Here is a 13,965-nt window from a genome sequence, read left to right as displayed (position 1 = left end):
CCAACCGTTGAAAACTGCTGTTCGGTGAATTCTAAATTAAATTACCCATACAAAATCTCCTTGATTCATTTGTTGTCAGCTTACATGATTCGGTTTATCATGTCAATCTACAGTTTCAAAGTGGATGCGGCTTGCATCAAATCGATCTACAAAATGGTTCCCCATGCCATCAGGCACGCCTACCGGCACAACCGCATATGGCAGTAAGTTTTCAGGCAAGTTCAATAGCGTGCGCACATGTTTCATGCGGTCCACGTTTGGAGCTACTCCCAACCAAACAGCACCTAGATCCATTTCGACCGCTTGCAACAAGAGGTTCTCGGTTGCTGCACCCATATCCTGCTCCATATGTTCAGGAAACTTTAAACGTTCTGTATTTGCCAATATCACGATTGCCACAGGTGCGTCAGCAATTGATCCTGCATATGGGCTCAACTTCGACAATCTTTCTTTTGTTTCTGGCTTTCTTGCCACAAAAAACTCCCACGGTTGCTGATTCGCTGCAGAAGGTGCCTGCATAGCGGCACGCAATAAAATTTCAATCTTGCTATCATCAATCATCTGCTTTGTGAATTTCCGCACACTTCTTCTTTCTTGAATTGCTTTAATCATAAAAGCCTCCTCCAATTCATAAAAGTCTCTTCATTAATTAGTATACCATTCTATCTACTCGATTCTCATTTACGCTTAACCCATCAAGGCGATCAATGCCTTTTGAATCCATTGACAATTGCATTGCATAATAGTAAAGTTTGACTATACATATGAAGGAAAGGATGACTATTAATGAGTAAAGAAACTGTACTACAGCAATTTTTTGAGCAGGATCTCGATTTGAAAATCACCGAGTTCGGTGAAAGTACAGCAACCGTTGAATTGGCTGCCCAAGCCATTGGTGTTGAGCCGGCGCAAATTGCAAAAACCATGGGTTTTCGACTCAAGGATCAATCGATCGTAATTGTCTCAAAGGGTGATGCTCGAATCGATAATAAGAAATTCAAATCCACCTTCGCCACCAAGGCAAAAATGATACCTTTCGCCGAAGTCGAATCCATTACAGGACATCCAGCTGGCGGGGTTTGCCCCTTCGGCCTAAAAGATGGTGTCGGCATTTATCTGGATGAATCCTTAAAAGAATTTGACCTTGTCTATCCAGCCGGTGGTACACCCAATACGGCTGTTAAGATTACAGTCGATCAACTTGCTCATGTAACAAAGGGCACCTGGATTGATGTCTGCAAGAACTCGGAGGGAAAATAGAATGAATTCTTCTAATACAAGAAATATGATCCTCAGTGGATTTTTTATCGCCATCGGACTCTTACTCCCCGCGATTTTTCATCTCTTCGGCGGTGCGGGAAAGATCTTCTTACCTATGCATATCCCTGTACTAATTGCCGGTTTTTTCTTACCGCCCTTCTATGCAGCGACTGTCGGCCTGATCACACCACTTCTCAGTAGCGCTCTGACAGGAATGCCCGTCTTTTATCCGATTCTACCGATTATGATGGCAGAACTGATGGTCTATGGACTGGTGATTAGCTTGTTGAGTCAAAACCGCTTGAAAAATATCTGGGGACGTCTAATTGTCGGCATGATTGCTGGAAGAGTCGTTGCAGGACTCATTGTTTTTGTCCTTGCCATTGGCTTTGGATTAAAAATGAATCCAATGATTTATATGCAAGGAGCTTTAATCACAGGGCTTCCAGGATTAGTCATTCAATTTCTCCTGATTCCCTCTTTGGTCATCCTCATTCAAAACCGCAACCAGACAATTAAAAAGGACCATCTATAAGGACTTCTTCATTTCACTATTTTTCATCATCAGCGACTGTTTCGACCTTAGAGCAGTCGCTTTTTGTTTACAGAAAACAACATGCACGAACCCTCTATTTTAACATTTGAATCCATTTTATGTCATAATCGATCAAGCCTTCATCCTTCATTTTTTTCAATTCTCTAGAAAGGGAAGTCCGCTGAACCCCAAATCTCTCAGCTAAGGCTTTTTTTGATTCCATTAATTTGATTTTTTCAACCCCTTGTCGATGTGTTTGCACCTGCAAAAACTCAAGAATTTTCTCTCGCAGGCTCCTTTCCACATGATTTTTTAGTTTGTTGCCCAAAAGAGAAGCATGATTCGAAATCATTTGTAAATACATTTCGAGGAAACTTTGATTGGAGAAACACAGCTCGAAAATACATTGTTTTGAGATTTCCAGCAAAGTTGTATTTTGAACGGCGCTGACCGTTAAAATATAATCCGAATTACTAGCAAACAACAAGGGCCCCCCCAGTACCTCTTCCTCTCGGAAGCGACTGATCGAAAGAATATTTCCATCCTCATCAATTCGATCAACCACAACCTCACCTGACATAAGAATCTCGAGTTTGCTACATGGCTCGCCTTCCAAATGAACCACCGTATTTTTCTTATAGGTCACAATACGAAATTCTCCAGAGTCTAAAAACTTGCTAATCTCCTCGCGCGTGAATACACTCATTAAGGGAATCATTTGAATCTGATCAATCTCTCTTTTCATCTTTCTCCTCCAATATGTTACTTTGGTAACTCATATATTCTCACTATATCGTTATACTAAGAACAAATCAAATTCAAGACTAACTATATGAAGTCAAGTAGAATTCGAGTAATTTATCATAAGAATTGAAACAAGAAAATTTGCACACCAAATTAGAAGTAGCAAACTACTCCTGGATGAGATTGACGATGGGTATAACTAAATTTGAGGTTGAAAAGTTAGATTATTGACTAAAATGTGGTAAAGAACACGGACAAGTTTTTTTGCGACATGAGACAGAGCAACATAATGATGCTTACCTTCAGCTTTCTTTTTCTGATAATAGTCTTTAAAAGTTTGCTCTCTCATAGCAACGAGTCTAGCAGCTTCAAGAAGTGCCCATCGCAAATATGGTGACCCGCGTTTTACCATTCTCATGTTCGATCCCACAAATTTTCCTGATTCATGAGTGGAGGGCTCCAGACCAGCAAAGGCTAGCAGCTTAGCTGGAGAAGAGAATCTTCGAATATCGCCAACCTCAGCTAGGATGACAGATCCCAATCCATAAGAGATACCTGGGAAGCTCAGGATCGGGCTTTCCAATTCATCCATGATAGATTTGATCTCTTTATCAATCTGAGCAATTTCTTGCTTGTAGTATTCGATAAAGTGCACGATCTGGATGAGTTCAAAGCTGAGTGCACGGCTCTCAGAGCCAATGGATATTCTCGCAGCTTGTCGGATTTCAAGTGCCTTAATTTTGCCATATTTGCCATGAGACGCATGATGCAGTAGGGTTGTGAGTTTGGTAAGGTGAGCAGAAGCAATCGCTTGTGTAGACGGGAAAGCTCTTAGAATCGCATAGGTCGACGTTTGATTGATCGAATAAACAACCGAAGCAAGTTCTGGAAACATAATATCTGTCATTCGTACCAGTGAAATTTTATACTTGGAGAGATTTTCTTTAATTCTAGATTTATGTCGAGTGAGTGACTTTAATTCTGCCAGATGATATGATAAATTTGTGTGGGATTCGAAGTTACCCGTTTGCAACATTAAAGCGATAAGTTTAGCATCGATCTTGTCCGTTTTGCTTTTTCTAAGCGTTTGAGCTTTTCTGAAAAGGTTGGTTTGAAGCGGATTGAGAATTACTAGTGGTAGGTGATGATTGCTAATGAAATTCGTGAGATTAATGCTGTAATGACCAGTAGCTTCTAGTCCCACCTTTATTTTGTCCAAAGGAACATCGGGGATCGCAGAGAAAAACTGCGTGAAACCTTCCAAATTGTTCTTGAAAGTAAAAACATCTTTGATAACTTCACCATCCGAGTTTACGATAAAGCAATCGTGCTTGTCTTTGGCAACATCGATGCCAACATAAATCATAAAAACACATCCTTTCATTATTTGAGTTGTGGTTCCACATGATTCTATGTTATGTATCCTTGCCCGAGATAAAACGTCTAGCGTTATCTAACTCATAAACAAAAGAACATAGATATGTGGTTGGAGCCTTAAAAAAATAGTCAAAGCTATAGGAGAACACACCAATCCACAACACTATATTCAGTATATAAGAAAAAATCTTGAACTCGTAGTTTGACTACAAGTTCACTATACAAGGAGAACACTATGGATCCATTTACACTTGCCATGTGGGTTATTACCCTCGTATTATTCTTTATCGCTCTTTTAAAAGATCAAGAAAAGACACTGCAGTCCATGAAAAAATCAAAGGGCATGATGGGCAATATGCTAGGCTCAATCATCTCCATTATTCTCTTGATCGGACTGGTACTTACACTAATTCCGCCTGAAACTATTGAGAAAGCTCTTGGTTCATCCAATCAAGTCCTTTCCAGTATCATCGCAGCCGTCGCAGGGAGCATTACATTAATCCCGGCCTTTGTCGCTTTTCCCCTTGTGGGTTCCTTGGTTGACGCTGGTGCTAGCATCGTTCCCGGAGTTGCCTTCTTGACAACCTTAACCATGGTTGGTGTAGTTACCTTCCCATTGGAAAAACAGGAGTTTGGTACAAAGTTCGCCATCACCCGGAATGGGATTAGTTTCATCTTTGCACTAGTTATTGCTATTGGTATGGGGGTACTCTTATGAAAATCGTATATTTTTTGAAGCAAAACAAATTTTTATCTCTGGTCTTGTTCGCCTACCTTGTTTCCTTTGTAACAAGACCACAATTTGCTGCTGAAGCATTCGGTAACAGTGCCTACTACTTTAAAGAAATGATTCTTATTATGCCGATGATCTTCTTGCTTACCGTCGTTATTGATATTTTAATTCCAAAGGAAGTGATTATCAAAAATCTAGGTGAAGATTCAGGCTTCAAGGGAGGTATTTTAGCACTCATCCTTGGCAGTGTTTCAGCTGGTCCTATCTATGCAGCTTTTCCTGTAAGCAAGATGCTTTTGAATAAGGGAGCTAGCATTGGCAATATTGTTGTCATTCTCAGCGCGTGGGCTGTTATCAAAGTCCCCATGCTAGCCAATGAAGCCAAGTTTCTTGGTGCAGAATTTATGGGAACCCGATGGATCCTGACTGTAGTTTCCATTTTCATCATGGGAACCCTCGTCTCAGCAGTCGTAAAAAAAGAAGACCTGCCGAAAGCCCAGTCTTCTTCAAATTTCGTTCTTGTTAATCAAAAATATTGCACAGGTTGCAGTTTGTGCGCAAACATGGGACCCATGCTTTTCGAAATGATTGATGGAAAGGCAAAGCTCAAACAGCAACCCGTGGTCCCCAAGCAAAAGGCCGCAGTAAAAAATATCGCAAACAAATGCCCTGCAAATGCCATTTCAATCCCTTAAACAATCAACAAATCGGCTTACTCACAATAGATGGCAATGGCTTGGCTCAAGAATTCTGCCAACCCGTCTCCATGTTGATTGATATTCGCGGTAAATTTCGGATCGGTCACATATAGTTGACCCAAACCTCGAAAAATATCGATATGACACTGATAAAAGGAACGGGTGATGTAGGAGCGATAGCCTTCTACACAGTTCTGTACCTCTGCATCACCTGGTTCTAGATCCATCAACTTAGCAAGGGACCGAAAAAACTCATTTCCCTCATCGATAATCCTCTCCCAATCTTTTTCCTTGTACTTCTTTGTTCTTTCTTCCGATTCGCGATAGGCTTCTGTATTGCCATACTGCTTCTTTACTTGCTCAGCATATTTTTTCTTGTGCGCTTCGATCTCACTCATATCAAATGCCTTGATCATCTTTTCCATCACATCTACCCCTTTTTTCGATTTCGTCATCTCATCTAAAGACTGAATAATCCCTTCCAAACGATTCTTTTTCTCTACCAGCAGTGCGCGCTGCTTTCTAAAAAAAATATCTTGCTCTTCTGTAGACTGCAAAATTTTTTGAATCTCTTTCAAAGAAAAGTCAAGCTCTTTTAGAAACAAAATCTGCATCAACCGCTTTACCTCTCCGTCATCGTACAATCGATATTCAGAATCCCGAGATCGTTTAGGGGACAAGAGCCCCACCTGATCATAATATCGGAGAGTGCGAACACTAATTCCTGCTAGTTTTGCCAGCTCATTAACTCGATAGATCAAACGAATCACCTCAACTTTAGCATAAAGGGTTACGTAGCGTTAGGGTCAAGACTTATTTTATATTCCATCGAAAACATCGAATGCCTTCAACTTGTACAAAACCCTCGTTCAAATACAGGGATTTTGCACGCTCGTTCTCAGCGTTAACACTAAGGACGACTTTTCCATATCCTTTTTCTTTTCCAAAAGAAATAGCTGCACGCAATAAATAACGTCCCAAGCCACGTCCCTGATATTCCGGAAGTACAGCCAAAGGACCAATATCCATAATAGGCTGATCTTCATATTCGTCATCCGTTCCTCGAACAAGACCAATCGCCTGATTTTTATCAAAAAGGATCATCATCCCTTCTGGAAGATGAATATCTTCCTGGGTCATCTTTACAACCTGCTCTTCCACTAAAGGCGTCTGGCTACCAAGAAGCCTTGCAAATGCTTGATTTCTCACTGCTGTCCAGTTTGACTCATCAATGCCGGGCTGAAAAATTTGTAGAGAAAAGCCATCAGGCAATTCAGGTAAGGGTTGAATTTCTTTGGTTTCCCTCGTTAAAAGACAAGAGGAACGTTCAACAAAAAATCCCAGCGCCTTCATGGCTTCTGCCATTTTTGGATCTTCATCAGATATGAAAACAACGACATGCTCGAGATCACTAATTGCAGGCTCTAAAGCATGAAACAAAGCTTGATAGTCTTCCACTCGCTGATTGACTGAATGAAAAATGCGAAATCGACCGCGATTTCCTCGACGATGATAGTCATCTAAGATGATCGAGGCAGCAGCAACAATCACACCGCCTTCTCGGATAACAAAAGTAGGATTTTTCTCTCCCTCTTTAAATTCCATTAAATCTTCGTCGTACAGATAAGAATCATCTACTTCCAAACGATGTACTCGACAATAAGCAAGAAATTCTTCTCGATTTTCCTTTGAACCAACTTCGACTTTCATAAGTTCCTCCCATCATTTGCTTTTCTCTTTATTTTACCACGTCTTACTCATTGCATAAAAAAAAGCAGTTGATTTTTTCAACTGCTAACAATTTTGACTAAACTACCATGCTTGATTTCGATGCAAAGATACTTCCCTCATGTCATCCATAACCTGTGCCATATCCTTATACTCGTAGCGTCTAATTAATAATCGTTTTGCCATTTCAATCGCAAACCGCTGTCCCTTGGCACGTTCTTCCAGGCTTTCAATTCGCTTAAAATCAAAACACAAAGCGCCATCATAAATTCTAGCCAGCATGGTGCAAGCCGTAAACCCTAGTGTTTGTTGAAAAATCATAGCCTTCATTCTCTCTTTTGCAGCTTTTCGTTGAGGAAAAATTTCATTCCAAAGACCAAAATAAGAGGCTTCAAAAGCTTCATACAAGAATTGAATCGACTCTAACAAATAGACCTGATAGTCTTTTCTCTTTGCCTGATCCCATTCTTTAAGGCCAAAAAGTGAAGCAAAATTCAATGCCAAACTACCAATTAACCGACCCAGATCAAAGCCGATAGGACCGAATTTTGCAAATTCAGAATCAAATACCTTAACCTCATCAAGTGATATGAAAATATTAGATGTATGCAAATCAGTATGAATCAGACACTGCTGTTGCTGATTAAAGATACTCTTCAACACGCGAACCTCTCGACGAACCGATTCATCCCGATACAATTGATCCACCCATTCTCGAACTAAAGGGTTAATCGGATTGTCTTGATTGGATAAAACCGTATCGTCAAACATGAATCGTCCCCACATATGATTGGATTTCGATGCACCAAAGTAATTTTCCATGGTCCGCTTTTCCCAAGGATCCAAATGAAGATCAGATGTCAAAAAGGCAATTCGCCCAAGAAAACTTCCAAATTTTTCTGGGAATGCGGGGAACTTATTTCCTTCCATCAATTCAAATCGGAGAATTTTCATCTTTTTAAGATCTTCCATGACCACGGTTCCAGATTTTTGATCCCAGGCATAAATCTCTGGGGTTATTGACTCACAGATTCGATTTGCTGCATTCATATACTGAATCTCAGTTCTCATCCGTTCCATGCTGATCGGCAGTACTTCACCTCTCTCCATTGCAACGCGAATAAAAGGCAAAACTTGTTTGACGATCACCGACTGCTCAGATGACTCAGAATGCACCCGTAGGATTCGATTGGCATTCCCATCCACTTCCATGCTGTCTCCAGCCAAAACTGTTGCGTGTAAAATCTCTTGATCACCAAAAATTGAGGTGTTTTTTTTCACATATGAAATTGCGCCTTCTTCTGACAAATATATTTCGTGTTCCATTTCCTGCCCACTCTTCCAGTTTAGTTACCTCTATTGTTCCATGAGAAGAGAGTAAATACAATATCTAGACATAAAATGCCCCATTTTATCCATACACTCGCCAATATCCTTACGGTTTCTTATTCCTCATAAATAAAAAAACAAGTGCAAGCCTTCAAGCTAGGGTTGATGCTTGCACGTATACCGTATAAAAAAGACCCCTCACGGAGTCAAAAGAACAAGGTATATCCAATCCAAATAATGGCAAGATCAGCGAAAATATGAGCAATCCAGGAGTGATAGATTCTAAGCGTCTTCCGATTCAACCAGCAAAAAATCAGTCCGCCGATTGCCAATCCACATAAGGCTAAGACCATCATGGGCCAAGTAAACCAGGTTTTAAAAATTGAAATGTGATATAAAGCAAAGAGTAGCGATGACAAAAGATATGCCCACACTCGCTGTCCATTTCGATAGAGTCTGGCAAAAATAAATCCTCGAAAGAACACTTCTTCTAAGAATGAATTGAAAAAAACCACATAGGCTCCAATCAGCAAGTAGTTCATTTGCGATACCTTCAGTCGCGTTTGCAAATCTTCTACAATATGCGGAAAATCGATGAATGAGCGCAACAAATAGTAACCGCCCAATACTGCAGCAAAGGAAAAAATACCCAGCAAAATTGCATGCCACCATCCATTCTTTCTAGCCCCCCGCTGACGGTTGACAGTCATATTCCGTTCCTCACGTTCTGCCCGAATAAATCCTAGGGGAATGACCAGAAACAAAAAGATTTTTACTAGACTTTGAGTCAAATAATCAACATGGATTCCCTGTTCAATCCCATATAATATTCCGCATGCCATGATTCCAATTGCCATTACAACACATGATTTTTTCATTGTTTTTCCTTTCCGGTCTTTTTCCCATTATACCGAAAATTCTTTACATCCCTCTTAACTGTCCAATTCTTTACATAACCTTTAAATTTGAATCCGATTTCGTCCAGATTCTTTAGCCTGATACAGCTTTTCATCAGCCTCGACGATCGCCTGATTAATATGGTCACAGCAATATTCTGCCATACCTGCGGAGAATGCAACCCCAAGACCTTCTTGTATACAATACAGTCGAAAATCTTCTAAAGATTGATACGCAGCTTTTAACCCTTCATTTGGATAGAAAATCGCAAATTCCTCTCCCCCATATCGACAGACTTGTTGAAACGAATAGTGTTCCCGCAAGGCCTGTGCAAATACACGCAAGATCCGGTCTCCTTCTTGATGCCCCTTCTGGTCGTTAATCTCTTTAAAGTGATCCAGGTCTAAGATCGAAAAGACACCTGCTGGCGCATCCTTAAGTTTTTCCATAAAAACGCGTCGATTCTGAATCCCAGTTAGGGGATCGACTGTCGCCATAATCTCTAACTTTCTTTTGCTGATTTCCGCCCTTGTCACATCCTTAAAGACATAAATCAGCCCTCTCTGATTACCCGTTCGAATCCTCTTGGCATCCAATATTTTCGATCCTACTTCTATCTGACTCTGGTCTTCCTCGAAATCAAAATTTCTTAACTCCGTAACAGCCGTGACCTCACTACCGTCTTTCAAGAGCTGGAGTGAAGGGAAAAAGCCTTTTGTTGCTTCATTTGATCGAATTACTAATCCATTTCGATCCACAACCAATACACCTTCGTCAATCGATTCAAAAATCATTTGATAGGTTACCGGCGTCATCATCAAAATATCAAAGTGAAACAAACCGACGCCAATTAAGACACCCATCAAAACATATGAAAAGGGCGCTATATCAATCGCAATTGGACCCATTCCCGACGCATAGATCAGATATACAAACAAGGGCACCATCATCCCAAACATCATGCATCGCGCCTTCGTCTTATAGTTCCCAATCGAATGATGCGCCTTTTTTGCCATACCGACAATTGCATACACTAAAGCCAACACACCCGTTAGATGTTGCACATTTCCCAAAATTCCTCTTGAAAGAGAGAGCACCTGCATGCCATAGGACTCCACAACATCTATGCTTTGGTAATAAAGATTATGTTGATCATTGGTAACAACCAATAAAAAGGTGATGAAATTCATGACAAAGACCATTGTTTTCATCCAAGGGTTTGCAATTTTCTTCTCATCGATATATTGACTCGCAAATACGAAAATAAGAAAGGGAAAAAATGCAATTCCAATGTACTCAAATCGTAACCAAGTCATCATCTCAATCTTGGTTTGACTCATTAATTCAAAAGCATAACCCACTGAATGAATGACCATGGCCATAAGTAAAAAAGAGAATGCCGATGCACCAGAAATCCGTCTTCGAAAGAAACTGAATAAAGCCAAAACAAATAAAACGATTGCTGAAATTAGGAGTATTCCTCCAAGGGTAGCGGCCTGCATCTTCTGCTCCTTTATTTTCGACTTCTGTCAATTATATCATTCTTTTTTTCATTTCATATCTCTTGAAAGACAAAAGAACCACCAAATTTCAAAAAATGGTGGTCTTGCTTTATCGACGTGCCTTCCCTGTCATGTGATCAATTATGATTTTTACAACGATCGTATCTTTCCCGGAATGGTTCACATATTGCCCTCCCTTTTCCAAGAAATCCGGAGCGTATTTCCCAATCAAAGCCATCAAGCCAATTCGTTTCTCTTCCCCTTCTATTTCAACAGCTTGGCCGAACACAATAACACTTTCATATTTGGTTGAAAATTTTCCAGGCAAGACCTCAGTCTTTCCAACAACTGAAAATGAAACCTTCGAATGCCCTCGCATCCCATCAAGTTTATGGCCTTCCTTAGCACTATGAAAATAAATAACTCCATTTTCATACGCATAGCTAAGAGGCACTGCGTAAGGATAATCCTCATCTCCCATCACAGCCAAAAAACCATATTCTCCATTTTCTAGCATCAATTCAGCCTCTGCCTGTGTCATCTGTCGATTATTTCTTCTCATCTCTCTCATCACATTTCCTCCAAATCCTTTTTCTTAGTTTATCATATGCGATTACCGCAAAGAAGCAGAAATGATTTCAAATACAACTTGTTTATACTTTGTTTATTGACGTCAGTGTCGAAAAAAACTACACTGTTATTGACAGTGGTGTCAAAAAAAGGAGGAAACATGCCAAAGATAATTAATTTCGCTAAAGTACAAAAAGAACTGATTCAAAATGCTTTTCAAGTTTTTGTAGAAAAAGGCTATTACCAAACAAAGTTGTCCGATATCGCGCAACGATCTAATCTAAAGCGGACGACCTTCTACAGCTATTTTAAAAATAAAGATGCTGTTTTTGAAGAAACTATTCTGTATCTGATTGCTATCATCAACGAAACCATTCTTGACAGTTCAGATTCAAAATCCATATTATCTGTAGAACAAGCAAAAGTGATCCATCAATCCATCGAACAAAAAATTGGCTTCAAAAAACTCTTCCGACTTTTTATGGAATTCTGGCTGATGGTAACGCGAGGTGAATTTACTCTTTCTCCCGAAGCCCACAAAAAAATTCAAACAACTATTGAAGGCTTAAGACCCTATATAAAAGGAATTAAAAATATCGTAAAAAATGATGGTCTCTCTCAAATAGAAAGCCTTCATTATTCATTTATGCTTGCCCTGCCGGAAAAGTTTATTTCCCCAGAAAAGATAGCGAGCGATCCAATTTTCCCTCACCTTGCTCTATACGATTAATATTGAAAGGATATCAACATGACTCTATTACAACTTATCACGATCCCATTTGCCTTCTACGCCTTCTTAGGCTGGATGATGGAAACACTTTACGCTACACAAAAACAACATGAATTTGTAAATCGAGGTTTTCTCAAAGGACCATTCTGCCCAATTTATGGACTCGGCGGATTACTGGTTGAACAAGTATTTATCCGCCTTGAACAGGTTTCATCCTCTACACTAACAACGACTTTAGGAGGAATTCTATTTTCTATCATTCTTGTCACTCTGCTAGAATACGCAACTGGGTCCGTACTGGAAAACATCTTTCAAAAAAAATGGTGGGACTATAGCCAGGAGCCCTTCAACCTTCATGGCTATATCTGTTTGCGATTCTCAGTTCTTTGGGGATTTCTCGCTTATGCCTTTATGCAGGCGATTCAACCAATATTCAACCAATTAACCGCCCAAATCATGCCACAAAGTTGGGAATCAGTAACCCTGCTTTTGCTAGCGTACTTTATTATCGATACTAGCAAGACGATTGCAGATCTCGTTGATCTTCGTCGCGTCATCTTTCAGCATGCCGAGTACCCTTTGGACTTTTATATCAATAAACTTATGGAGCACAAACGATTTTTCAGAGCATTCCCTTCCTTGCGCCAACTCAATAATCAAGTGAAGAACAGAGAAATTCGGAGGATCTTTGATGAGAAAATCAACAACCTTAAAAGCGAAATTAAAAATCGACGATCACTATGATCCCACTCATTTGCTCGCGATTCAAGAACTGTTAGATCATCCCGATGTGCAATCCATGGAACTGTATATCCACCACGGATCCATCACCTGTTTCCAACATAGCCTTTCTGTTTCCTATTATAGCTATCGCCTAGCGAGTCGTTGGAAATTAGATAAACATGCAGTTGCTCGAGGTGGGCTTCTTCACGATTTTTACCTCTATGACTGGCATAAAAAAGAAAATCGCAAGGGACTTCATGGTTTTACCCATGCACGCTCTTCCCTTGCGAATGCACAACTACGCTTTTCTCTGACTCCAATAGAAAAAGATATTATCTTAAAACATATGTGGCCCATGCAACCTAGACTCCCTCGATACAAGGAATCTTTTCTGGTTTGCTTTGTCGACAAAATGCTCTCCCTTATGGAAACCGTTCATCTGATCCACTTCAAACCCATACAATGGATGTTTCCAACTATGATGATCATTTATCCAAGGTAGCTCACTACTTTTCTTCAAAAAATACCGCAGGATACTCAATGATCCCCATGGAAGACCCCGCTAAGGCTCCCTTTTCCAACTCCAGTCCCATCAAAGCCTCGGCCGGCACCTCAAATGAAGCTCGAATTTGCCATTTCTCTGTCGATTGAAAACCAAAGCGCGGATAATACTCAGGATGACCCAATACGATGATTGATCCGTATTCCATTGCCTTCGCCATCTCAATGGAAACGCGAATCAGTTCTCCACCGATTCCCTGATTTTGCATGTCTGGCAAGACTGAAACCGGAGCCATGGCTAGGGACAGAATCTCCTTATCCGGCCCAACAATACGAATCCTTGTCAAAAGAATATGGCCAAGGATTTTCTCCCCGTCATGGGCAATCAATGACAAGCCTGGCACAAAGGAGTCTCCCTTCCGTAATTTTTTTACCAAGACGGGCTCCATGGGGTTGCCATTCTCCAAGCCCATAAAGGCTTCCTTGACCAAGGCTTCCACCTCACTATAATTCTCTTCTTGCTCGGGTTGAATCCAATATTCAATCTCTTTCTCACTCATTCATACGCCTCCTCAAATTTACAAATCTTATTCACTTTCAGCAAATCAATTGTCCACATTATTCTTCGATTCCCTATC

At 40.4% G+C, this 13,965-nt stretch carries 17 protein-coding genes; 7 read left to right on the top strand and 10 right to left on the bottom strand.

Going from position 1 to position 13,965, the window contains the following annotated elements; all coding sequences use genetic code 11:
• Window positions 1-102: 102 nt before the first annotated feature.
• Complete coding sequence (locus AC25CA_RS01495) at window positions 103-612, bottom strand: nitroreductase family protein (protein ID WP_486815273.1); 510 nt, start codon at window positions 610-612, stop codon at window positions 103-105.
• Window positions 613-786: 174 nt separating this feature from the next.
• On the opposite strand from AC25CA_RS01495, the gene AC25CA_RS01490 reads away from it, so the two are divergent.
• Window positions 787-1,260: a YbaK/EbsC family protein gene (locus tag AC25CA_RS01490; protein ID WP_486815272.1), complete on the top strand. Its 474-nt coding sequence runs from the start codon at window positions 787-789 to the stop codon at window positions 1,258-1,260.
• Window position 1,261: 1 nt separating this feature from the next.
• Window positions 1,262-1,795 carry an ECF transporter S component gene (locus tag AC25CA_RS01485; protein ID WP_486815271.1) on the top strand — a complete coding sequence of 178 codons (534 nt, stop codon included), beginning with the start codon at window positions 1,262-1,264 and terminating at the stop codon, window positions 1,793-1,795.
• A gap of 94 nt (window positions 1,796-1,889) precedes the next feature.
• Here the strand turns inward: AC25CA_RS01485 and AC25CA_RS01480 are convergent, their stop codons facing one another.
• Both AC25CA_RS01480 and AC25CA_RS01475 read right to left on the bottom strand, forming a co-directional pair.
• The gene (locus AC25CA_RS01480) at window positions 1,890-2,540 is read right to left on the bottom strand and encodes a Crp/Fnr family transcriptional regulator (RefSeq protein WP_486815270.1); all 651 of its coding nucleotides are present in this window, start codon (window positions 2,538-2,540) and stop codon (window positions 1,890-1,892) included.
• 198 nt (window positions 2,541-2,738) lie between these two features.
• The gene (locus tag AC25CA_RS01475; protein ID WP_486815269.1) at window positions 2,739-3,905 is read right to left on the bottom strand and encodes an IS110 family RNA-guided transposase; all 1,167 of its coding nucleotides are present in this window, start codon (window positions 3,903-3,905) and stop codon (window positions 2,739-2,741) included.
• Window positions 3,906-4,151: 246 nt separating this feature from the next.
• Between AC25CA_RS01475 and AC25CA_RS01470 the strand changes: the two genes are divergently transcribed.
• Complete coding sequence (locus tag AC25CA_RS01470; RefSeq protein ID WP_486815268.1) at window positions 4,152-4,634, top strand: permease; 483 nt, start codon at window positions 4,152-4,154, stop codon at window positions 4,632-4,634.
• Complete coding sequence (locus AC25CA_RS01465; protein ID WP_486815267.1) at window positions 4,631-5,344, top strand: permease; 714 nt, start codon at window positions 4,631-4,633, stop codon at window positions 5,342-5,344. Before AC25CA_RS01470 ends, AC25CA_RS01465 begins: the two co-directional genes overlap by 4 nt.
• Window positions 5,345-5,361: 17 nt before the next feature.
• Here the strand turns inward: AC25CA_RS01465 and AC25CA_RS01460 are convergent, their stop codons facing one another.
• From AC25CA_RS01460 to AC25CA_RS01435, 6 genes are all read right to left on the bottom strand, one after another.
• Entirely contained in the window at window positions 5,362-6,108 is a 747-nt protein-coding gene (locus AC25CA_RS01460; RefSeq protein WP_486815266.1) for a MerR family transcriptional regulator, read from the bottom strand.
• Between the two features lie 52 nt (window positions 6,109-6,160).
• Complete coding sequence (locus tag AC25CA_RS01455) at window positions 6,161-7,057, bottom strand: GNAT family N-acetyltransferase (RefSeq protein ID WP_486815265.1); 897 nt, start codon at window positions 7,055-7,057, stop codon at window positions 6,161-6,163.
• A gap of 102 nt (window positions 7,058-7,159) precedes the next feature.
• On the bottom strand, window positions 7,160-8,401 hold the full coding sequence (gene mtnK, locus AC25CA_RS01450) for an S-methyl-5-thioribose kinase (RefSeq protein ID WP_486815264.1): 1,242 nt from the start codon (window positions 8,399-8,401) through the stop codon (window positions 7,160-7,162).
• 209 nt (window positions 8,402-8,610) lie between these two features.
• A complete protein-coding gene (locus tag AC25CA_RS01445; protein ID WP_486815263.1) occupies window positions 8,611-9,282 on the bottom strand; it encodes a CPBP family intramembrane glutamic endopeptidase in 672 nt (223 codons plus the stop codon).
• Between the two features lie 81 nt (window positions 9,283-9,363).
• Entirely contained in the window at window positions 9,364-10,803 is a 1,440-nt protein-coding gene (locus AC25CA_RS01440) for a histidine kinase N-terminal 7TM domain-containing diguanylate cyclase (protein ID WP_486815262.1), read from the bottom strand.
• A 109-nt stretch (window positions 10,804-10,912) separates the two neighbouring features.
• Window positions 10,913-11,374: a pyridoxamine 5'-phosphate oxidase family protein gene (locus tag AC25CA_RS01435; RefSeq protein ID WP_486815261.1), complete on the bottom strand. Its 462-nt coding sequence runs from the start codon at window positions 11,372-11,374 to the stop codon at window positions 10,913-10,915.
• A 159-nt stretch (window positions 11,375-11,533) separates the two neighbouring features.
• On the opposite strand from AC25CA_RS01435, the gene AC25CA_RS01430 reads away from it, so the two are divergent.
• Genes AC25CA_RS01430 through AC25CA_RS01420 form a run of 3 tightly spaced genes read left to right on the top strand, consistent with a single transcriptional unit; the run spans window position 11,534 to window position 13,328 of the window.
• A complete protein-coding gene (locus AC25CA_RS01430) occupies window positions 11,534-12,103 on the top strand; it encodes a TetR/AcrR family transcriptional regulator (protein WP_486815260.1) in 570 nt (189 codons plus the stop codon).
• Between the two features lie 18 nt (window positions 12,104-12,121).
• Complete coding sequence (locus AC25CA_RS01425; protein WP_486815259.1) at window positions 12,122-12,847, top strand: putative ABC transporter permease; 726 nt, start codon at window positions 12,122-12,124, stop codon at window positions 12,845-12,847.
• Entirely contained in the window at window positions 12,795-13,328 is a 534-nt protein-coding gene (locus tag AC25CA_RS01420; RefSeq protein WP_486815258.1) for an HD domain-containing protein, read from the top strand. The genes AC25CA_RS01425 and AC25CA_RS01420 overlap by 53 nt, the downstream gene beginning before the upstream one ends.
• Window positions 13,329-13,332: 4 nt before the next feature.
• Here AC25CA_RS01420 and AC25CA_RS01415 read toward each other — a convergent pair whose 3' ends face one another.
• The gene (locus AC25CA_RS01415; RefSeq protein ID WP_486815257.1) at window positions 13,333-13,887 is read right to left on the bottom strand and encodes a GNAT family N-acetyltransferase; all 555 of its coding nucleotides are present in this window, start codon (window positions 13,885-13,887) and stop codon (window positions 13,333-13,335) included.
• Window positions 13,888-13,965: the final 78 nt, after the last annotated feature.

This window comes from Gottschalkiaceae bacterium SANA, assembly GCA_036323355.1.
GTDB lineage: Bacteria > Bacillota > Clostridia > Tissierellales > GPF-1 > GPF-1.
Note: the sequence above shows the minus strand (reverse complement) of the source record. Positions and strands in the feature narration are given on the sequence as shown.

Bases quoted from the DNA above. Each gene is read 5' to 3' on its own strand.
- AC25CA_RS01495 (WP_486815273.1), bottom strand. From the start codon at position 612: ATGATTAAAGCAATTCAAGAAAGAAGAAGTGTGCGGAAATTCACAAAG.
- AC25CA_RS01490 (WP_486815272.1), top strand. From the start codon at position 787: ATGAGTAAAGAAACTGTACTACAGCAATTTTTTGAGCAGGATCTCGAT.
- AC25CA_RS01485 (WP_486815271.1), top strand. From the start codon at position 1,262: ATGAATTCTTCTAATACAAGAAATATGATCCTCAGTGGATTTTTTATC.
- AC25CA_RS01480 (WP_486815270.1), bottom strand. From the start codon at position 2,540: ATGAAAAGAGAGATTGATCAGATTCAAATGATTCCCTTAATGAGTGTA.
- AC25CA_RS01475 (WP_486815269.1), bottom strand. From the start codon at position 3,905: ATGATTTATGTTGGCATCGATGTTGCCAAAGACAAGCACGATTGCTTT.
- AC25CA_RS01470 (WP_486815268.1), top strand. From the start codon at position 4,152: ATGGATCCATTTACACTTGCCATGTGGGTTATTACCCTCGTATTATTC.
- AC25CA_RS01465 (WP_486815267.1), top strand. From the start codon at position 4,631: ATGAAAATCGTATATTTTTTGAAGCAAAACAAATTTTTATCTCTGGTC.
- AC25CA_RS01455 (WP_486815265.1), bottom strand. From the start codon at position 7,057: ATGAAAGTCGAAGTTGGTTCAAAGGAAAATCGAGAAGAATTTCTTGCT.
- mtnK (WP_486815264.1), bottom strand. From the start codon at position 8,401: ATGGAACACGAAATATATTTGTCAGAAGAAGGCGCAATTTCATATGTG.
- AC25CA_RS01445 (WP_486815263.1), bottom strand. From the start codon at position 9,282: ATGAAAAAATCATGTGTTGTAATGGCAATTGGAATCATGGCATGCGGA.
- AC25CA_RS01440 (WP_486815262.1), bottom strand. From the start codon at position 10,803: ATGCAGGCCGCTACCCTTGGAGGAATACTCCTAATTTCAGCAATCGTT.
- AC25CA_RS01435 (WP_486815261.1), bottom strand. From the start codon at position 11,374: ATGAGAGAGATGAGAAGAAATAATCGACAGATGACACAGGCAGAGGCT.
- AC25CA_RS01430 (WP_486815260.1), top strand. From the start codon at position 11,534: ATGCCAAAGATAATTAATTTCGCTAAAGTACAAAAAGAACTGATTCAA.
- AC25CA_RS01425 (WP_486815259.1), top strand. From the start codon at position 12,122: ATGACTCTATTACAACTTATCACGATCCCATTTGCCTTCTACGCCTTC.
- AC25CA_RS01420 (WP_486815258.1), top strand. From the start codon at position 12,795: ATGAGAAAATCAACAACCTTAAAAGCGAAATTAAAAATCGACGATCAC.
- AC25CA_RS01415 (WP_486815257.1), bottom strand. From the start codon at position 13,887: ATGAGTGAGAAAGAGATTGAATATTGGATTCAACCCGAGCAAGAAGAG.